Origin of the sequence: Paenibacillus cremeus (assembly GCF_007786445.1) — a bacterium.
Classification (GTDB): Bacteria; Bacillota; Bacilli; order Paenibacillales; family NBRC-103111; genus Paenibacillus_G; species Paenibacillus_G cremeus.
In genome coordinates this window covers 1-20046 of record NZ_VNJI01000080.1, presented here as the reverse complement: position 1 = coordinate 20046, position 20046 = coordinate 1, and the positions used below count along the sequence as shown (strand labels likewise).

Sequence of the window (20046 nt, the reverse complement as noted above, 5' to 3'; positions counted from 1 at the left end):
TGGCATGCAGTTGCAAGGTGCGATGGCCATATTTGCGGTGAATCTAAAGCGGATATTGAGAATAGCCGACTAAGGATCATTGAGGAATACAACCGAATAGGGTCAAAAAAAGAAGACATCTCCCCTACAAAATGGGAATAAATGTCTTCTTTTTGGTTGAACTCGCCGGCCAGGAAAAAAACGTAAGTTCTTCAGTGGCCTCGCCGAGGCCAAAGGGCTTTTATGTTGTCTAGAACAGTGTAATTATTCGCAAGCTCCAGCGATAACTACATGTAATAGTGAGGTGGTACCGAGCAAATAAAAACCAATAATTCATTCACTACGCCTTACGATACTCGCGCGGAGACATCCCTGTTTCCTTCGTAAACAGCCGTGAAAAATAGAATGAATCGGCAAAACCAACCTCTTCAGCTACTTGCCGAATTGGCATTTCGCTCTGCCGCAATAGCTGTTTGGCGTGATCCAAGCGAAGTTTATTTAAATATTGAATTGGTGAACTCCCTGTATGCTTCTTAAATTTGCTAGATAAATATGCGGGTGAAAGCGCGACGTGACGAGCTACGTCTTCCCTCCCAATTTCCTTGGAATAGTGATTCTTCATATAGACGATCGCCTCTCGTACAGCCGTAGCGCTCCCACCCTTTCCTACCGAGTCACGCGCCTCACCGGCTGCTACAAGCCGAACTGCCTCCAGCATCACAACGCGCGATTCCCATTCATATCCGGCGTCCTTCTCACTCCATAAACGATAAAGTCGCTCGAATGCCTCGCGCAGCTCCGGTCCTGCTGCCTCCAAGTTCATAATCGTGTCACCGATCAACAGAGGCCCGCTCCCCTGACGCCATGTAGCTTGCACACCATCCCAGTGAAGCACCCCGTACTGAAAATGAACCGAGTAAAAGCATATAGGATCTTCCGCCGTTGTTTCTAGGACCATGCGCAGCCCTGGCCATAACTGAAACACCATTCCTGCTCGAAGTCCCACCTCCCGATGGCCGAATTGCAGCTTCCCGCTCCCCCCATAGACGTATGCCAGTATATGGAGACTGGTTCTCTCTCGCATTAGCCTATAGCTGAAATCGCGCCAGAAGCCGGGATCCCGCGTTACCACGTTAAGCAGTTTGGGACTAAAGCCATTCAGAAATTCATAATCCATCGCCTTGCCCCCTGTCACTCATGATGTTCGCGAAACTGCCCAGGCGTAAGACCCTCGTTTTTCTTGAACAGCCGGTTGAAGTATGGTGGCTGATATCCGACCTTCAAAGCAATCTCCCCAACCGGCTCATCCGTCTCGAGCAGCAAACGCTTCGCCTCATTCAGCCGGAATTGTGTCAAATAATCGCTAAACGTCTGCCCCGTTACCTGCTTGAAACCTAGGCTGAGCCGCTTCGGATACGTCCCGTGGAGATCGGAGCACGATTCAAGTGAGATATCCTTCATGTAGCTCGAATGAATTGTTGCGAGCACATTCTCGATCAGCTGTTTCAATTGTAGATCCTGAGAAGCGTGCAGCCTCCGCAAATAGGGACGAATCAGCTTTTTGCGTAGCAGTTCTAGAATACCGTTTGGATCACGATGTTCGGCCATTTCCTCCCAGAGCATGGTTCCTCCGGCCAGCTCGAACGGATTATAACCTGCCTGCAGAATCGTATTCTGAACATTCCCGCACAACTGCATGAGGCCTTGTCGGACCTCGATTTCTTTCGTTGCTTGTGCCTTCAGTTCTGTCAAAAAGCCTCCGAATAGCATATCTAGCTCCTCGGCCATCCCTAACTTGAGTGCCTGAAGCAGCGCCTTTTCAGTCTCGAATGGGTAGCGGATCTCGTCCCGGCCAGATGGCATAAGCTCCTCGACGTCGAGAATCTGCTGCGGTACCCCCAGCTTGCGGTGGTTCAAGGCTGCACGAGCATCCTCGAAAAGGAGCGGGACCTTGTGCAGCTCCGACACCGACTTGCCGATACAGACGGCAATCTCGACCTTGAGAAGTCCTCGCAAGGTGTTGGCCAGTTCTTCCGCGAGATGATACAAGCCGGACTTCATGAGCTCATGTGCAAGGCTAGACGGGAAACGAAGCAGCAATCCGATCGTCAAATCCTGAAAGTTAATAATGCTAGTCTCCAACTCTTTCCCCTTGGTCAGTTCCTCCGCAATGTTCGCGGCCGCAAATGTGACAAGCTGCTCGTCCCCTTCCGAGAACCGGCCTTCACTCTCGTAGAGTCCGTGCACCTGCACTACCATTGCTACGAACACTCGCTCTCTCACGTCCCAGCCGTATTGCCCCATTCGCTCCGCGAGCTCTTTCTCACTTAAGAAATAGAGGTGCCCTTGCACAAGTTGAAGCAGGAAACTCTCCCGCAACCTCGGAAGCTGACGATCGACCCGTTCCTGCAGGATCTGGCTCTCGCGGGAGAGATTTTTCCACTCACTCGTTATATCGTCCAGCACGTCGAGGCCTGCTCGGCCTGTTAGCTGCTGTGCCAGACGACGAAACGGACTATAGATTTGTCGGAAAGCGAGCCAAGATAGGATTAGAGCAAGCACTAGCCCGAAGATGCCGGTTGCGACAATAATGCGCGACAGCACCTGCACGGGCTTCGTCAACTGCTCGATAGGTGCTGCGGCGGCTACGGTCCACATCTTACCGATCCGCTTCATGCTACCGTAAGAGACAGAGTAGGTGCCGCCCTCCCACCGCTCGATACGCGGCTCCCCCGCTGTTCCACGCAGCTCTCGGGCGGATTCAACGAGCTTCGTATCCAGTGATGAAGGATCGGCGACCGCCCTATTGCCAAGCGAGATCGGCTTTCCTTCCTCCTGCAGCAGAATCGTCGAGCCCTTGCCCTCCGGCTCCAGCCCGCTGATCAGCTTATCGAGCTGCTTGGTGTTGACTTCAACAAACAGCGTAGCAAGCCTCCCCGGCAGTCGAACAACCAGCATGTACGGCGCGGCGTTCGCATTTTTCGAATAGAGGGGGGTCCAGCTTAAATCCCTATCACCCATTGCCAGCTTCCGGTAACTCGCGATCTCGTCTGGTGTCGTCAATCGAATAATACCGGAATTGTCACGAACGAGAACTTTTTGATTCTCCAGATACATGGTGACCTCTTCGATAAGCGGATCGGACGATTTCACCCAGGTGAGAGCCCGATAGATCGTCTGGACATCTTTATAATCGTTCTCTACATTCAGGTCGCCGAGGTTAGCTTCGAGCGGTAACCGAAACGTCCATTGTGCCATGGCGAGCTCCAAGTGATTCAAATTGCTATCAATCCGCTCGGTTGCGAAGGCAACTTGGCTCTGGCGGAATTTTTTGGCCTCAGCCTCGATCCTATCCGTGACCATCAAATAAACGAGAATCCCGATCAACGCCACAGGCAGGCAGGCGCTAATTGTGGCGACTAGAAAGCTCTTCCGCTGATGCGTTCCTTTACCTCTCCACATGTCCTCCCCACCTCAAGTCCGTGAAATACATTCATCATATAACAATAATTCTACGGCAACAATTGAAAATCGCGCTCGGAATGAAAGTGCAATAGCAGGAAATCGTCCGTAAAAAGAGTGCAAACCAGGTCAATCCCCAAGAATGAACGTCCAATTGCGGAAAATTAGAGCGGGGCGTAAGCTAAGACCACAGACCAATCTATCGAGGTGAACACATGGACCCGAATCGATCGCAACCCGCGCTGCTCCCATATCAAGATAGCGCACAGCGAATCCCTAATGTAAAGCGTGGCAGGCTATCCACCGTGTGGCGCGGACTTGTCCGTGACCGGGCGCTTTACCTCATCGCAGCTCCGATGCTGCTGTACTTTCTTCTATTTAAATACTTCCCTATGTGGGGTGTGCTCATCGCCTTCAAAAACTACACGCCCTATGCCGGGTTCTGGCAGAGCGAGTGGGTCGGGTTCGAGCACTTTGAACGGTTCTTCTCCAATGAAGCATTCTGGCAATTATTGCGTAACACGCTCGCCATCAATCTACTCAGTTTGATCCTGTTCTTTCCCCTTCCGATCCTTCTTTCCATCATGCTCAACGAGGTGAGAAAGGAATGGCTCAAGCGCATCATCCAATCGGTGGTGTATCTGCCCCATTTTCTCTCGTGGGTCGTAATCGCCGGCATTACGTTCCTGATGCTCTCCACATCGGACGGCCTCATCAATAAACTGATTGCTGGGATGGGATTAGCCAAATTCGATTTTCTGACGAATCAGAGTGTCTTTTGGCTCTTGCTGACGTTCCAGTCAATTTGGAAAGAGGCCGGCTGGGGCACCGTCATTTTTCTCGCTGCGATTGCTTCGGTCGATCCACAGCTCTATGAAGCCGCTCGGATGGACGGCGCCGGTCGAGTACGCCAGATCTGGCATGTCACGCTGCCTGCAATTCGCACGGTCATTATCATCCTGCTCATCCTGCGCATCGGCCATATGATGGACGTCGGATTTGAGCAGGTGTACCTGATGACGAACGGAGCGGTGTCCGAAGTGGCTGACGTTTTCGATACGTATGTGTACCGCAGCGGCATTCAGCAAACGCAGTTCAGCTACAGCACCGCCGTCGGCTTATTCAAGTCAATTGTCGGCGTCATCCTTGTTGTAATCACTAACCGGTTAGCTAAAAAATTCGGTGAAGGCGTCTATTGACCCCCTTCGCTTCTATAAGGAGGCCGCACCCTTATGATACGAAGTTCATCCGACCGTCTGTTCGACGGTCTCATCATCGCCCTGCTGCTGCTCGTTGCAATCGTCATGCTGTTTCCGTTCTATTATGTCTTCGTCGTATCCTTCACGACTCCTGTGGAGTATTTACGAAAGGGCCTCGTTCTATTTCCGGAGCAATGGTCTCTCATCTCTTATCGATACCTGCTCGCGAACAATGTTTTTGTGAAAGCCACCGGCGTAAGTGCCTTCCTCGCCACTGTAGGCACGTCGCTCAGCCTGATCGTAACGGCTGCTGGAGCCTATGCGCTGTCCCGCAAGCGTCTGCAAGGTCGACGAGTGCTGCTGATCCTGATTCTCATGACCACGTTATTCAACCCGGGAATCATCCCCCCTTATTTAGTCGTCCGAGGGATGCACCTGATCAACAGCATTTGGTCACTGATCATCCCCGTGCTGACGAGTGGCTGGTACGTCATCTTGATGCGAGGCTTCTTCGAGAGCATTCCCGATGAGCTTGAGGAGGCGGCAAAGATCGACGGGGCCACCGACATTGGCACCTTCTGGCGCATCATTTTGCCGCTCTCGTTGCCTTCGCTTGCCGCTTTTGGTCTATTCTATGCTGTAAGCTACTGGAACACGTTCTTCTCCGCCGTACTTTACATCAACAAAGCGGACTTGCGGCCGCTCCAAATCGTGTTGCAGATGCTGCTGATCGACAATTCCAGCTCCGCCTCTGGCGAAGTCGCCAACTCACTTGCGAGTGACATCCGCATTCCGACCGACACACTCAAAATGGCGGCGATTATTATCTCGACCGTTCCCATTCTGCTGGTTTATCCACTTCTGCAGAAGCATTTTGCTAAGGGTGTCATGATCGGTTCCGTCAAAGGATAAGGGGAAGGGCTCTATCTTTCTTTCTATCCATGTTTATAATAATTATTTAAGGGAGGTTCTTATTCAGATGGCTAACAAGATCACTATGCTGTCCGTTGCAACCGTTCTCCTGGTTTCCTCGACTCTCGCCGCTTGCAGCAAAGAGAGCTCGACTGCAGGGAATGCCGGCTCAGGTACGGGGGCAGGAACTACAGCTGCACCAGCCGGTCCGGTCGAAATCAGTATTTTTGCCAATCAACAGGGGGCACAAGCGGTGGATCCTTCCAACCCGGTGCTGCAAGAAATTATGAAGCTGACGAACTCCAAGCTGAACATTAACTGGGTTCCGTTCAATACGATCAACGAAAAGACCAAGGTTATGCTGGCTTCAGGCGACTTGGCTGAACTCACCTATGTCGGTAACCCGTACGACGCCCAAGTCGTGCAGATGTCGTTAGCCGGGGCATTTTGGGACATCACGCCTTATATCAAGGATTATAAAAACCTGAGCTCCATGCCTCAGATCATCTGGGACAACGCCAAGGTAAAGGGCAAGAACTACGGCGTGCCGCGTCCGCGTCCGCTGGATGGCGGTTGGGGAGTGCAGCTGCGCAAAGACTGGATGGATAAGCTGGGGCTCAAGGTTCCTGAAACGATGGACGATGTCTACAATGTAATCAAGGCATTCACCACAGGTGATCCGGAAGGCAACGGCAAAGCGGATACAATTGGCCTTGTCGGCGATGTCTCCCAGGAGACCATGGGCTCGCTCGCTTGGGTTGAAAATGTGTTTAATGGTACGCCTGGCAGCTATAAGCTGGTTAACGGGCAGCTGGTGCCTGTTATATTTGAACCGACGGAGCGGAAGGCGCTTGAATGGCTGAAAAAAGCCTATGACGAGAAAGTGCTCGTGCAAGACTTCGCTGTGCTCAAATCCACGCAGAGTCGTGAACAATATATGGGTAATAAAGCAGGAATGCTTGGTTCGGCGTTAAATCCGCAATGGCTGTTCACCGATGCAATGCGTAAAATTGATCCGAAGGCGGATTCTTACCCGCTGACGTATCTAATCGGTCCGGACGGCAAAAAGTTCGCCGGTAAAGATAGCGGTCTGCTCGGGATGTACGTCATACCGAAAACAGTCCCCGAGGCCAAAATGAAGCAAATTCTTGGATTTATGGACAAAGCGATGAACGAGGATGTCGCCGACTTGGCGAACTATGGTCTCAAGGATAAGCACTACACCATTGTGGATGGCGTTAAGGTTCCGACTGAGCAAGCAAAGACGGACAATATTCCGGATGTCAGCAACAACCTACTCCAAATATTCAACCGGTATGACAAGTACCTACGTGCGTTCTATAGCGGTATTCCAAAAGAGTACTATGAGCGTAATAAGAAGCTCATCGACGACCGCACTAGTTTCAGCGTGGTCGACCCGGCGTATGGCCTGATTTCGAATACCGCGCTGACAGCTGGTCCGGATCTGAACAAAAAAATCCAGGATATGAAGGTAAAGGTGATCATGGGTAAAGAGTCGCTGGCGGCTTGGGACGATTTCGTAGCCAAGATGAAGACTGATTCGAACTTTACTAAAATTACGCAAGAGTTGAATGAGGCGCAGAAGACAAAATGAGAAAGATCGCCCTTTTATGCTGGCACAGCTAGCTCACAAAGGGCGTCTTTTTCTTCATTCCACACCAAGTCTATTACTTTATTTTCAGTTTAATAGTTTATTTTCCTTTAATTATCAAGGCTTCACAGCCGGCTCATAGGCGATTGTTCACTTTTTCGCACAAAAAGCACGCATGGCCCCAGGTGGCCGCGCGCGCCTCAAACATCATCCTTCACAAATTAAAATTTTACTACAAAAATACAACGACTTTAGCACTCTCTTCAATTTTGATATAATAGGTCACATCGAATTACATTTACAATCTATCGAAGCGTCGGAAGCACCGGTCGTCATGACTTGGTGTTTTTATTTTTTTGGAGGGGTACTTTAATGAATATTAAAAAATTGATCATTATCTGCTTGTTTGTCTATATCTCTATAGGGCTATATACATTTGGTCCTAGGGTGCTCGGCAATAAATCAAAGGAAGTACAATCCAAAGCCAGCGAGATGAAAATTCAGCTTGAGTGGGATGTAGCCAACGAATTAAAGGGTAATTATAGAACGCCTTTATGGCTTAAAAACGACGAGTACAAGAAATACGTCGAAGAAGTCGATAGCAGAAAAAAAGTATTGGACGGTCCGGAGTTAACGTCAGCATATCAACTCATGTCTCTATTAGCCCAGCTGCAGCTTGGTGACCCAACCATCGCATCGAGCTTTGTGAACCCGTATCTTTCCCATTCCGACTACACCAGCAAGAAAGTTGCTGATATTACCGAGAAATCTAAATCGCTTGCAAGTCGGATTACACAGAATCAATCACTGGCTAAAGTAAAAGTCTCCGAGCCAATTCCAAAGAACGACAACGAAGTAAGTCACGATGTGAACATGCGGTTGAAGAGCGGCAAGGAAATTACAATTCGGAATATCCCTATGGTTAAGGTCCAAGAAGAACATGAAGATGCTTCAGATCATGATAAAGGCATGTGGTACATGAATATTAATTTACAAGAGCTTGCTCAGCGAGTAAAAAAAAAGGAATAAAATTTACCGGATCATCCGAAGCCCCTATACACATTTGCATCTTAACTTCTTTTAAGCCCTCCTCATTAAATATAGGAGGGTTTTCAATTAACAGACTTACTACAACAAACTCTCTGCAAGGTTCACATTGTTTATCTACATAAATCATTAGTACAACTCCTTTACCAGTTGCTCTTAATCAGATTATAAAGGGCTGTTCTTGTTTGAACTAAACAATTTTTGTGCCTTTATGGTTTGGCTTTGTTAAAATTTGTTGATGATAATTGATATATACGAACTAGTGTTCAATACTTGTTAATAGATTAGCAATCCATAAGAAACAATCCAAGTTGAATTATGTAGATATCCCCCACGAACAAAGGAGAACTAAAAATGAGAAAACTCGTTCTTTTTCTGCACGCATCGCTTGACGGTTTTGTAGAAGGTCCGAACGGTGATATGGACATTGGCTGGGTTTCCTACGATACTAACTTGGAGAAACACGCGAAAGAAATTCTGAGTACTGCCGACACTGTCATATGGGGACGTGGGACTTATCAGATGATGCACAGTTACTGGACATCCGTGCCTTCTGACCCCCCAGCTTCGCAGCATGAACGGAATCATGCCGAGTGGATCGAAAAGACAGCCAAAATCGTTTTTTCCACGACGCTGGAGAAAGTCGAATGGAACAATTCCAGACTGGTGAAAGAAGATGTCGAGGAAAAGATCAAGAACCTCAAACAGCAGCCAGGCAAGGATATGGTCATCCTCGGGAGTCCTAGGTTAGCACACTACCTTATGCAGCTTGATTTAATAGATGAGTATAAAATTACGGTTTCTCCCGTCCTGATCGGCAATGGGTTGCCGTTATTCCAAGGTCTCTAGGAGAAGATCAATCTTAAACTTATAGAAAGCGGCGTAAAACCCACTCTCTTCAGGTGTGGGATATAAGCCGCCTTCTTCGAATATTACAAACATACGTTCCCTAATCTGTGATATAATAAATCATGGTCATGGAGGTGAAGTAGAGATTGAGACTCACGTATAAATATAGATTGTATCCAACCAGAGAACAGAAGCAGCACATTCAATTCACACTCGAACGATGCCGCCTACTGTATAACCGGTTGCTCGAAGAACGCATCATTGCCTACAAAACGGAAGGTAACAGCCTGAACTACTATGATCAAGCCAATACGTTTAAAGAGCGAAAGCAACATATTCCCGCACTCAAACAGGTGTACTCCCAAGTACTGCAAGACACTGCAAAACGATTACATAAAGCTTTTCAAGCCTTCTTTCGACGAGTGAAATCGGGTGAGAAACCGGGATTTCCGCGCTTCAAGCCTCAGCAGAAGTATGACTCGTTCGCGTATCCGCAAGGTGGGTACGCACTGCAAGGAAACAAGCTGAGACTCTCCAAAATCGGAGAGGTAAAGATCAAGCTACACCGGCAGATCGAAGGCAAAATTAAAACATGCACCATTACAGTGAAAAACGGTAAGTACTATGCCTGCTTTTCATGCGATGTCCAGCGCCAGGAGTTACCGTCTACGTTGGAACAGGTTGGTGTCGATCTGGGTCTCAAACATTTGGCCACCACCTCCGAAGGAGGTACGTTTGAAGCGCCGAAGCATCTGAAGCAAAATGAACGTAAACTAAAGGAACTGCAACGGGCGGTGTCACGGAAACAACGCCGATCTAACCGGAGGGTGAAAGCCGTTCATCGGTTGGCTAGGCTCCACGAAAAAGTAGCCAATAGCCGGAAAGATCATGCACATAAAGTATCGTGGCAGCTGGTAAGCCGCTATGGACTCATCGCATTCGAAAATTTAAACGTTCGAGGCTTGATTAGAAACCATCACCTTGCCAAAAGCATTGCGGATGCAGGATGGAGCCAGCTCGTTCAATTCACGACGTACAAGGCTGAAAGCGCCGGTCGCGTGGTTGTCCAAGTCGATCCAAGAAACACATCCCAGCAATGCTCAAATTGTGGAGCCATCGTCAAAAAATCGTTAGCCGTTCGCATCCATCGATGTAATCATTGTAACTACGAAGCTGATCGGGATGAGAACGCTGCACGGAATATCTTGCAACGTGCGTTAGTATCGTAACCAAAACCATAACATTGGGCTCGGACGGAGCCTTCAGGGAGAGTTGAGGTTACGAAACTCGTTGATCTGAGAAGCCCACGCGCTTCAGCCGTGGGAGTCGTCACCGAAAACAAGACATTTGATTCTGGAGCCATAGCCCTCGTTTACCAGACGGTTAGATGACCTTGCCTCCTAAAGCAGATTACGACGGATAATATAGCTCAATAAGCCGCCTCTAACGAGGCGGTTTTCTTCTCGTAAAGATCAACATCAAGATTTAAAATAGCCTATGATTTAAAGCGGAAAACTCAAAAACACTATTTGTTTGCATAACACCGATGCTACTTGGTTCACATCTCATTGGCAAGACCAATTCTTGTTTTGAATATTAGTCATAATACTTTCATCGCCTTCGGAGGTAGACTCAAATCCATAACAAATTCAATCAGGATTTAAATTTTGAAATCAAGATGTTAAACATTTAACTGCACACATTTTTTACGTATTATTTTACAAAAAATAATCCCCGAACTAAGTAAACAGTTTCTTAGTTGAGGGATTATTTGTTTAAGTTAGGATGAATTACGACTCCCAACTCATCGATTTACTGTTATGACAATCACGGGTACCTTTAGGCTTCATTATATCGATAATACCCTCTTACTCGTCTGAGTTCCTTCCTTGTTCTTCTTTACCATAACTCTACCCCTCCTGCCGGTTTAGAAATTTTCGTTTAACGTGCTCGGGGATATGTTCTTCACACTGCGCGTTTTTCCACTGATATAGCTTCAGCAACTTCTCATCTACGAACTTGCCGCACCCGGGAAAAATACACTGGCGTCGTGTTTCCCCGTCTTTTTTATCGGAACGAACAACCGAACCGCCGGTCCGCTCGGGAACTCCCGTACCGGGGTTATTTGACCACTTCCGTCCTAAATCAATCCAGCCCATTTCAAAACAATCGCATGCATCCACGAACGCCAGGCTAGCGGCCGCTTTGCAGCGCTCATTAAAGTACTTGATTCGCTTCGTCCGTTCATCACGTTCAAATTCTACGAAGCCTTGGCCCTCATAGCTCGCGTCGACGATCTGCAGCACCCCGCGCATTTCGAGCATCCGTTCTGCTTCGTGGATGATCGGTTGCTCTGTTGTCAGTCTCCACGATGCAAAATTGCCAGCCGCTACATTGACTCGATGCTGATACGCCTGCACTGGAATGTGCGCACTCGCCGGATTTTGATTCTTGAACTCAACCGTACCAGGAGGAAAAGGCAGGATGAGCTTCTGATAGATCTCCTCAAATAACTTTTGGCGTTCCTCAATACTACTCATCGCTGATCACGGATCCTTCTTGATAGAGATTGAATTTTCTTGGGTTAATAACCCTAACGAATGAAATAAATTGATTGCCTCGGGGATGTACAGCGCGATGAAGGTCTCATGATTTGAAATTACACTCTTGACTAAACCACTCAGGGTAAAACTTCGTACCGAGTTTTGTAACGGAAAATCTCAAGACACTTGCTTGCAATTGCCCCCAAGCCATTATCTACGATGTTGATAGGTATGTTTTTCTCCAGAAGTCTTGGATAGAATCCCTTCCTTAGCCGATCCATCCATGCCTAAAAGACTAGTGGCTTTCTTGACTAATTCCTATAATATCGCCAGGAGCGGGCGACTACAAGAAGCGAAGGATGTTAGGAATCAAATAAAGCATCAATAAAATAATTGGAGACAGCAGCATCATGCCAAACCCTCTCCTTTTAGACATGGGATTATTAGCCCCAAGTCCTCGAATGAGGAGTCCTAATAACATAACAGTTACCGCCACGGGCGTCCCAATGATTAAAAGTACCTTGAACATTTGGATGATCCCGGAATGAGTAGCATCGAATACCTCTTCGATTTGTGTATTCGCGGGTGCTGGTCCCCCACCAGTGTAGTAATAATAAAGGACAGGCATATAAGCGAATACGAAGATAAAAATGCCAAACACTATGCTCATCATCAATCCGACACGCTTAACAATTGGGTTTTTACCGGAGATCAGAAATAGTAGAAGTCCAACGAGTGCAAGCAGTGTCATAAAAACGATACCGGTATCCTGCATGAAGCCCACGATCTTTTGGAAGAACATATTTACGTTATTGCTTATATGATCTAATCCATCTATTGGAATCACTCCCCGTTGCTCTTGATCGGGCCTAAGAAAATCATCGGATCGAATGCTTTTTCCGCTTCGGCCATACGGCCCAGTGGATTTTTCTTATTCGGAATTGATACTTCAAAATGAAGGTGCGGACCAGTAACATCCCCTGTTTCACCTTGCCTGCCAATCTGCTGCCCTGCTTTTACCTGGTCGCCTGCTTTTACCGTTATGGAGCTCATATGGGCGTAACGAGTCTGCAGCCCGTCCGTATGAGCTAAGATTACGAGGTTCCCGTAAGTCCCCATTGCCTGCGCCCATATGACAAGGCCATCTTTCGCTGCGAGAATAGGTGCGTTCGGCCATCCACGCCCGCCAAGGTCTACCCCGTAATGGAATACACCCCAGCGAGGTCCAAACCCACTATTAATGCCGCGGTAATCGATCGCGATCGGCCAGACCCATCCATCAACAGATTTCCCGGCAAACGAATAGTCCGCATTGGAATATACGTCGCTACCGCCACCTTGCACATAGGTTCCGTTATAAAGCTCGAGGGGAAAATACGGATCCGTGGCTTTCACATACTCGTAATACTCATCCAAGTTCCGTTCGATTACTCCGCGGGAAATGAGATAATTCTTAAAGCTGTTTGCATCATACAGAATCTCCGGTACACCGCGGTCATCAATCATGGTCTTCTCCCACTGGATATAGGTCGTATAATCACAATCCCCGCTACTATACGACCCAATGTATTCCCATTGGCCATTCGGCTCAAGAGTTCCACCTGGAAAGTATTTTTTCACCGAAGGAATGTCTGTACCGCCATACCGTGTATCCACGCGTGACATGATCTTTCTTGGTGGCATCTTGCTCGTAACAATGGTCTCCACAGGGGGGTCATATACAGTAGTGGAACTGGACTCACTGTTTCCAAACTCATCCGAGCTTCCTCCTGATGACTCTTCATGATGACAGGCCATAATCGTTTTGCTGTACTTCAGATCATTATCAATCGTTATATACGAAAACGTTGGAGCAAGATTTTCAAATACTTCCTTTGCATCCGGCAGTACAACTTTTGCGTCTGTGTGCATTAATTTGTATCGAACCAAGGAGGCTGGGATGGCCCAATTCGGCTTAACCAGGTTTTTTAGTGTTTCCTTCCACAACTGATCGGCTTCCTCATCATCGATTGGAACAACGCTCTGATCCGCCAGATTTCTGAACCCTTGCTCATACTGACGATCGCCAGCTTCCTCGGCAGCGGTTCGTTGCCCTCCCTTTAATGTCCAATCCGAAAAGGGAACGGACATTAATATCGCGGAGAAAATGAGGAGCGCGATAAAAGCCGCTATCACCTCTATACCTACGGTAACAATCACCGCTTTGACTACAGCTACAACAAACTTCTTGATAAGGTTTACCACAAGCTTTTTGATGAACTTTGCAGCCTTACCAGCCGCTTTGCGGGCGAGTTTACCGCCCGCTTTTTTGCTGAATTCACCAGCTTGCCCAGCTGCTTGCTGCCCCAATTCGTGAGCAGAAATATTCATCACCCCCTGCGTTTAGAAAAGGACTAGAGAACACCCTTAACCCTCGAATTATCGGCAGGGGCCATTTGAAAATCCTTGGCGATTTGACCTAATCTCGTTGTATACGCTGTCCGTTTTCGGTGTTCATCAACAGAAGGAGTGCCTATAACTTTGTCCAACGCTCGTCCAGCTACGCTACCGGTTTTCATTCCAGGTGCACTGTGGGTGAAATAAGAATCTACGTTAATCGAAGAAGCATCCAGTCCTCCAAAGCTATACCGCTGTCCGTTGCTGTCCTTCGTATATGCATCCCCGGTGCGCAAGAAAGATTCAGTCGAACCCTTAAGTCCGGGAGTTATAGTCATTGGACTCTGGCCTGCTTCACCTGCGTACGGATTAGGTGCAGTCATCGAATACGAGCCATTTGCACCTCGGGTGACGGTTGCACCCTCTGCAGGTGTCTTGAAAGGTACATATACCGGATTATTCTGGCCGGCGACTCCGCTCCCAAGTATGGAGATCAGTGATTCTTGACCATTTCGGTTCATGTAAAACCCTGATTTCTGTGAATCGGCCTTCCAATAAATATCCGCTTCTGGAAACTTCTCAGCATATTCTTGAGGAGTCATACCACCAAACTGTTCGGTCTGAATCCTCCTGCGCGTGGACATGGAGAGCGCATTACCGGCTGCTCGTCCAAGCGCCCCACCTGTCTGTCCACCAACCATCGTCCCAAGATCCTGTCCCAGATTACCCATAAGATGACGGCGTTGAGTGAGATCGGTGGACCAGTTGCCGTCTTTAATCAAACCCCTCAAACCATCTTGGCCAAATGCAGTTTTTCCCGCGTTAATCCCACCTGAAATGAAATTCCCACCAGCCGTAACAGCTCCTCCTCCGACTTTGGACCCGATCATACCACCAACAACCGCACCACCCGGTCCTGCTACCATACCTGCCAAAGCACCGACAGTGCCACCTACAACAGCAGCAGAACTTTTAGTCAAATTCATAGCTTTTCCAGCAACAGTAGGCCGTCTACCAACCGTCGTTAAAAATGAACCAAGGGATCCACCGGCATTGTAGTCGCTACCGGAACCGCTAACACTTTCTGCCCTCCCATCATCGCTACCCCGTGCAGACGAGCCGCCGCGCCTGAATCCACCTGACATTTGTGCAGCACCGCGGCCTAGAACCATCGCTCCTGCAACTCCCGACATGCCGGACATCGTAAGCGCGCTGCCTAGTTTCGAACCGCTATCCCCCAGCTGAAGCCAACGACTCACAATTCCTGAGGCAGGAATAAACATGATCAACATACCCAATTTGAGAAATGTTCCCGCTCCAAGTGACGATATACTGGCAAACGTGTAGATGATAAGCCCGTGAATACACGGCAAAAATATGTTACCAAGTAGCTCCTTAATCCATGTCCCAAAAAAATTACGCGTGCGCGCAAACATCAGGGAATAAGCGGCAAACGGAGCCAAAATCACCAAGAAGACGATGACAATTTTCCTCGAGATATAGATAAAGTTAAGCATTACGGTTAGTACCCACTCACCGAGATAGATAATAACATCTCCTAAGCCGAACACACCCGCGTTTGTACCTGCTGCTGCAATCACCGAAATATTATTGCTATTCAATCCTTTACTCGCCATCGTATCTGAAATGGTACCGACAATGGCATCATTCATTGCTGCGATAGTCTCAAACAGGAACCAGAACGATGTCATAAAGAGCGCGGAAGCAATCCACATTTGGAGGTCCTGCCAAAAGTCCGCCTTTGCCTGCGGACTATGTGCTCTTACCCCCATCTTCAGACTCGACAACATAATGGAGAGTGCAGTAAACGTAACATACGCGGATGCAAAAGCCCCTATTAACGGAGTGATCACTGTGTCCATTTCTTGCTGATAAAAGAGATTGTAGCGCAGCTGGCCTCCACTGGTAATTCCCCAATTCTTATAGGGATTACCAAAGACCAACTCCGGAAGCGGGGCTATCCCGGCAATCTTGAACAGACTGTTAACCATACTCATGACAGCTCTCTCAATGAAGTTGGCGTTGTCCATGGACTTTTGCATTTGAGTCTGGAAATTGCTGTCTTGAAATGATGTCGATGTCGTATCGGCAGCCAAGGCAGCCGTACTGAAACCGACCATGAGTAAAAAACATATGAGGAAAGATATCGCAACATATCTCCTCCATCGGATTTCTCGTTTGGGAAGTTGAGTCAAGATGCAACACCCTCTTTACTTCGAGCACGACCCATCTGGACGTTCTGGTTGGTGTTGAGATATACCCATTCCTCTGGTGTTGGTTCGCTCATGAAATGAACGATCTGTTTATTGGCCTTCATGAGCACTTCACCGGTTGAGAACGTCCGAATCATCTCTCCTACCCCGCCGGAAAGTCGGAACGTACGAAGAATGGCGTCGATATCTTGGTCAGCTTGACGCAAGAAACAAATGGTATCAAATTGTGATACAACGTCTCTGGCAGTTTCATCCCGATCAAACATTTCGTACCGCTGAGATACAAGCGTCAGAGATGTATTCCATTTCCGTCCACGAAGAGAAAGCACTTTGAGCCATGCCATCATCGATTTATATGCGATCTGCTGCCAGGCTTCATCAATGAGTACGCGTTTCTTTGCCTTCGGGTTCGAGGTGATAAACCGTCCCCAAACCCAGGTTGTAATAACGTGCATTGCCAGAGGTCGCTCGATTCCGTTTTGAGATAAGCGACTAATATCGAACGTGATCACTGGCGCCTCGTCCAATGTGACGTTATTACCTTCGGAGACAATATGCGTTTGTCCATCAAACATGCCAAATGCCCGACCTGCAGTAAAGAGATCAACGATCATTGTTAGTTCTTTAAGCTCTTCGTAACCTTTCGTTAGATACACCCCGAGCTGCTGAAGAATTTCAGAGATCGTCGGCATCTCCCGGTACTTTTTCTCATAGGTGATTCTTCCGTGATCGTCAATGGACTGTACCTGCTCGTAAATGGAGTCAGGATCTTCCGTAATATCCCGATCCTTATAGGCATCGGTCAAAATATCATTTAAGACACCTAACTCGACTGCACCAAGCATCGTATCCGGACCATTGACCGATTGTTTCATGATTTTAAAGAACTCAATGGCTTCCTTCACCTTCTCGTTGATGTTTACCTTTTCAACGACATATTCATCCGGTGTACCTTTATTAATAACCTCTTTTTCCGCATAGATATCGAAAGGGTTTATTCGACTCGCAGAATCCGAATTCGTCGGATAAATAGGTATCACTACGCCGCCAAGGGCTTTGGTCAATTCCACATATTCCGGCTCAACGTCAATAATGACATTCTTAGTAATACCATCAGCAAAGCCGCGTGCGATAAACTGTTTGACCAACACCGATTTTCCTGAGCCGGACGCTCCAAAAATGCCTACAGAATAGTTGTTCAAGCTTGGGTCAAAGTTGTTGTAATAGACATAATCGCGCCCGGATCTTCCAATCGGGAAACCACCCTGATGATTTAATCGTGAGGAGGCGTGGGGAAATATGGCGGTTAAGCTCCGCTGGTCGAGATTACGATCGGATTTGGACAAATAATTCTTTCCCAGCGGCAGACACGATAAAAAGCCTTCTTTCTGCCGGCCGTATGCATTCAATATCTCTATGGACTCGCCGCCCACAATATTTTCAATCTCAACGCATTTTGCATTCAGTTCATCTAAGCCGTTTGCATAGACTGTCGCTTGAATAGAGACATAGAACAAGCCGTTTGTGTTGTTCTTTATTTCCCGCTGAATAATCTTCGTATCATCGGATTTCTGAAAAACATCATCATACTTTGCCTGATCAGCACGTTTTTGTGCAGAGTACATCACCGTTGCCAATTCATCAATTTTATCCTGTAGCTTCTTAATCGCAGCATTGCGGTCAAGCGGATCGATATGTACCGAAACATCGACATCGTCGCCTGAGAACAAGTTCTCTAGCCAACCAATTCGGACTGTTCTAGGGTATCCTGAAGGTTTTATAAAAAATGATCGAGCGTACTTCACATTACCGAGACCTGTCTGAATTACGAAATGATCGCGCTGAAATGTGATTCCATCATTTAGCATGTTATCGACAAGAGATGGGTATTCCAGCTCCCGGTCTTCCTTACTCCCCTGCTGCAATAGGTCGGTCTGCTCGTTCTCGTTCTTCTTCCTCTTCAACAATGTTTTCAACAACCGAACGCACCTCCTCTACACTGTTTACCAAATCTTCGTATCCCGGAACCGTAGTAAAATCCCATGTAACGTATGAAGATAGCTTCTCATCCTCGGCTACCCTGTCGATCGGATGAGCAAGCATTCCATTGGAGTTGGTGAAAAATCGGCAGCGTGAATTCCTCCCCTTTGGTGTATGTATACTACATTTTTTTTACAAATCTTAATTCTATGTCAAGGTACTCCCCTCTTCTTTATTTAGATAAATTTTATAAACAACACTACTTTCGTGTAAACGTTGCCGACCGCTTACGCTTGCGCAAGCTTAAGAGACTTTTGTTGGAGCTATTTCCAAAAGGGGACTTTAAAGATCAAGAGCAGTAGAATTACCGAAACTAACGAAAAAATCAACGCTTTTCCAGTGCTTCTATGGTGTAGCCAGAGAGAAAAGAACATGGCGCAGTAAAATACGATTGACCAAAGAATGTTCCAGCCATGTTCATAAGTAATTACGCCACGTCGATACCAAATATACTCTAGGGTAGAAAATCCAATAATCCATGCAAAATAATAAAGGACCTTTTTTCCAATGCCGATAACTGGAAAAAAATTTAAATACAGAATAGCACTAGAGGGAAGCAGGATAAGGGTATTTACCAGGTCTGCGGTCTGGTGGCTCAACAAAAAATCGGGGTGATACGACCAAGTTAAATAATCTCGACAAAGGAAGTTGTAAAGAAGATTACAGAAGGACAAGTATACAATAGTTTTATAGTAATCACGCCATTTTTTTATTGCTCCCGAAATAATGGCGGCAAGTAAGAAAACAACGTTGCTGAACAGTACCATATTAAATTGTTTCCCTCCCCGTAGCGGCAGATTTCTGAATTATCCACCTTGCCAGAACACCTGCGAGAACATAAAACAAGAAAGAGTAACTAAATTTCCAGCTATTCAATTGATAAAAATTCAGCCATACAAAAATCGGTTCGCAAACATAAGCCATAATTACACCTAATGCAGTATTGGCGATAAAAAAAGTTTCCAATCTTGAAGTAGCTGGTACACTAGCATCATGAAAACCGGAACAAGCGTAAGGTCCGCGGGAATCAATGGCGGGATCGATTGGAACAACTTATCCGGATACCCCCACCACAAAAGGTGTGTCCCCACATCATCCAAAGAAATAGCGAAAATGGCAATAAGTGCACCGTATAACAACGTCTCCTGCCGTCTACTTTTATTGGCGACGCGCCACCAAATAATCCATGGAACAATGGTTAATGTGAGGAGCAGCCACCATCTCCAGGTTAGGAGATCGTGATGAATCCAATGTTGATAGGAGAGTTGGCGGAGTTGTTCTCTCGCCTGTTGCAGATCATCGTAAGAAGGATATGAATTTTCCAATGTCGATTTCCTCTTTCGATATAGTTTTCTTTCCTGAATAAAACTTACATAATGTCCTCACGCTTTTTTTGGAGTCCTTTATGCCGAAAAAATGGCACCAAATAATCTCTGGTTAGTCTGATTCACTCACCATAAAACATCCCTTTTTATGATGTATTCTCTCGGTGCGCCGCCCGGCGGTTTAATCTTACGAGTGATGATCCCGCTCCATTCATTTATGATGGGTGAGAGCACTATCCCTATCCCAACCTTTCGGAAGTCGGTCGCGTTCAATTGTATCTCCCCCCGTTATAAAGTATTGCCGGGTTACTAGTTTCTAATCTATTTCCGGTGTCATTCTCATAGAATCGAGTAGGAGGGGGCGGCTAGCCCCCGTCCTCTCACACCACCGTACATGCGGGTCCGCATACGGCGGTTCCAAAAGGTTAACAAAGTTCCAGATAACGAGAAAGTAAACTTTTCAGCCCT

At 47.2% G+C, this 20046-nt stretch carries 16 protein-coding genes; 6 read left to right on the top strand and 10 right to left on the bottom strand.

Annotated elements, in window-relative coordinates; all coding sequences use genetic code 11:
* Positions 1-319: 319 nt before the first annotated feature.
* Positions 320-1156 carry an AraC family transcriptional regulator gene (locus FPZ49_RS33560; RefSeq protein WP_144854863.1) on the bottom strand — a complete coding sequence of 279 codons (837 nt, stop codon included), beginning with the start codon at positions 1154-1156 and terminating at the stop codon, positions 320-322.
* Positions 1157-1170: 14 nt separating this feature from the next.
* Positions 1171-3441, bottom strand: a complete 2271-nt coding sequence (locus FPZ49_RS33555) for a helix-turn-helix domain-containing protein (protein WP_144854861.1) — start codon at positions 3439-3441, stop codon at positions 1171-1173.
* A 215-nt stretch (positions 3442-3656) separates the two neighbouring features.
* Between FPZ49_RS33555 and FPZ49_RS33550 the strand changes: the two genes are divergently transcribed.
* From FPZ49_RS33550 to FPZ49_RS33535, 4 genes are all read left to right on the top strand, one after another.
* On the top strand, positions 3657-4640 hold the full coding sequence (locus FPZ49_RS33550; RefSeq protein WP_144854859.1) for an ABC transporter permease: 984 nt from the start codon (positions 3657-3659) through the stop codon (positions 4638-4640).
* Between the two features lie 33 nt (positions 4641-4673).
* Positions 4674-5552: a carbohydrate ABC transporter permease gene (locus FPZ49_RS33545; protein WP_144854857.1), complete on the top strand. Its 879-nt coding sequence runs from the start codon at positions 4674-4676 to the stop codon at positions 5550-5552.
* A 67-nt stretch (positions 5553-5619) separates the two neighbouring features.
* Positions 5620-7167 (top strand): extracellular solute-binding protein, encoded by a 1548-nt coding sequence (locus tag FPZ49_RS33540; protein WP_144854855.1) that lies wholly within the window; start codon positions 5620-5622, stop codon positions 7165-7167.
* Positions 7168-7536: 369 nt separating this feature from the next.
* On the top strand, positions 7537-8193 hold the full coding sequence (locus FPZ49_RS33535) for a hypothetical protein (protein ID WP_144854853.1): 657 nt from the start codon (positions 7537-7539) through the stop codon (positions 8191-8193).
* Here the strand turns inward: FPZ49_RS33535 and FPZ49_RS33530 are convergent.
* A complete protein-coding gene (locus tag FPZ49_RS33530; protein WP_144854851.1) occupies positions 8150-8341 on the bottom strand; it encodes a hypothetical protein in 192 nt (63 codons plus the stop codon). The two genes, FPZ49_RS33535 and FPZ49_RS33530, sit on opposite strands and share 44 nt — an antisense overlap.
* A 224-nt stretch (positions 8342-8565) precedes the next feature.
* On the opposite strand from FPZ49_RS33530, the gene FPZ49_RS33525 reads away from it, so the two are divergent.
* Positions 8566-9060 (top strand): dihydrofolate reductase family protein, encoded by a 495-nt coding sequence (locus tag FPZ49_RS33525; RefSeq protein WP_222430007.1) that lies wholly within the window; start codon positions 8566-8568, stop codon positions 9058-9060.
* Between the two features lie 146 nt (positions 9061-9206).
* Positions 9207-10289: an RNA-guided endonuclease InsQ/TnpB family protein gene (locus FPZ49_RS33520; protein WP_144854849.1), complete on the top strand. Its 1083-nt coding sequence runs from the start codon at positions 9207-9209 to the stop codon at positions 10287-10289.
* Between the two features lie 681 nt (positions 10290-10970).
* On the opposite strand, the gene FPZ49_RS33515 is transcribed toward FPZ49_RS33520, so the two are convergent.
* The 7 genes from FPZ49_RS33515 to FPZ49_RS33485 all read right to left on the bottom strand — a co-directional run bounded on the left by FPZ49_RS33515 (position 10971) and on the right by FPZ49_RS33485 (position 19578).
* Positions 10971-11600, bottom strand: coding sequence for a hypothetical protein (locus FPZ49_RS33515; protein ID WP_144854847.1), 630 nt, complete (start codon positions 11598-11600; stop codon positions 10971-10973).
* Positions 11601-11946: 346 nt separating this feature from the next.
* On the bottom strand, positions 11947-12450 hold the full coding sequence (locus FPZ49_RS33510; RefSeq protein WP_144854845.1) for a hypothetical protein: 504 nt from the start codon (positions 12448-12450) through the stop codon (positions 11947-11949).
* Complete coding sequence (locus tag FPZ49_RS33505; protein WP_144854843.1) at positions 12447-13973, bottom strand: M23 family metallopeptidase; 1527 nt, start codon at positions 13971-13973, stop codon at positions 12447-12449. The genes FPZ49_RS33510 and FPZ49_RS33505 overlap by 4 nt, the downstream gene beginning before the upstream one ends.
* Positions 13974-13996: 23 nt before the next feature.
* Complete coding sequence (locus FPZ49_RS33500; protein WP_144854841.1) at positions 13997-16195, bottom strand: hypothetical protein; 2199 nt, start codon at positions 16193-16195, stop codon at positions 13997-13999.
* The gene (locus tag FPZ49_RS33495; RefSeq protein WP_261381747.1) at positions 16192-18192 is read right to left on the bottom strand and encodes a VirB4 family type IV secretion system protein; all 2001 of its coding nucleotides are present in this window, start codon (positions 18190-18192) and stop codon (positions 16192-16194) included. The genes FPZ49_RS33500 and FPZ49_RS33495 overlap by 4 nt, the downstream gene beginning before the upstream one ends.
* 324 nt (positions 18193-18516) lie before the next feature.
* Complete coding sequence (locus FPZ49_RS33490) at positions 18517-19020, bottom strand: CBO0543 family protein (RefSeq protein ID WP_144854839.1); 504 nt, start codon at positions 19018-19020, stop codon at positions 18517-18519.
* Between the two features lie 165 nt (positions 19021-19185).
* Positions 19186-19578, bottom strand: a complete 393-nt coding sequence (locus tag FPZ49_RS33485; protein ID WP_144854837.1) for a CBO0543 family protein — start codon at positions 19576-19578, stop codon at positions 19186-19188.
* Positions 19579-20046: the final 468 nt, after the last annotated feature.

Coding starts and splice junctions, on each gene's coding strand:
- FPZ49_RS33560 (WP_144854863.1), bottom strand. CDS start 1,156: ATGGATTATGAATTTCTGAATGGCTTTAGTCCCAAACTGCTTAACGTG.
- FPZ49_RS33555 (WP_144854861.1), bottom strand. CDS start 3,441: ATGTGGAGAGGTAAAGGAACGCATCAGCGGAAGAGCTTTCTAGTCGCC.
- FPZ49_RS33550 (WP_144854859.1), top strand. CDS start 3,657: ATGGACCCGAATCGATCGCAACCCGCGCTGCTCCCATATCAAGATAGC.
- FPZ49_RS33545 (WP_144854857.1), top strand. CDS start 4,674: ATGATACGAAGTTCATCCGACCGTCTGTTCGACGGTCTCATCATCGCC.
- FPZ49_RS33540 (WP_144854855.1), top strand. CDS start 5,620: ATGGCTAACAAGATCACTATGCTGTCCGTTGCAACCGTTCTCCTGGTT.
- FPZ49_RS33535 (WP_144854853.1), top strand. CDS start 7,537: ATGAATATTAAAAAATTGATCATTATCTGCTTGTTTGTCTATATCTCT.
- FPZ49_RS33530 (WP_144854851.1), bottom strand. CDS start 8,341: ATGATTTATGTAGATAAACAATGTGAACCTTGCAGAGAGTTTGTTGTA.
- FPZ49_RS33525 (WP_222430007.1), top strand. CDS start 8,566: ATGAGAAAACTCGTTCTTTTTCTGCACGCATCGCTTGACGGTTTTGTA.
- FPZ49_RS33515 (WP_144854847.1), bottom strand. CDS start 11,600: ATGAGTAGTATTGAGGAACGCCAAAAGTTATTTGAGGAGATCTATCAG.
- FPZ49_RS33505 (WP_144854843.1), bottom strand. CDS start 13,973: ATGAATATTTCTGCTCACGAATTGGGGCAGCAAGCAGCTGGGCAAGCT.
- FPZ49_RS33490 (WP_144854839.1), bottom strand. CDS start 19,020: ATGGTACTGTTCAGCAACGTTGTTTTCTTACTTGCCGCCATTATTTCG.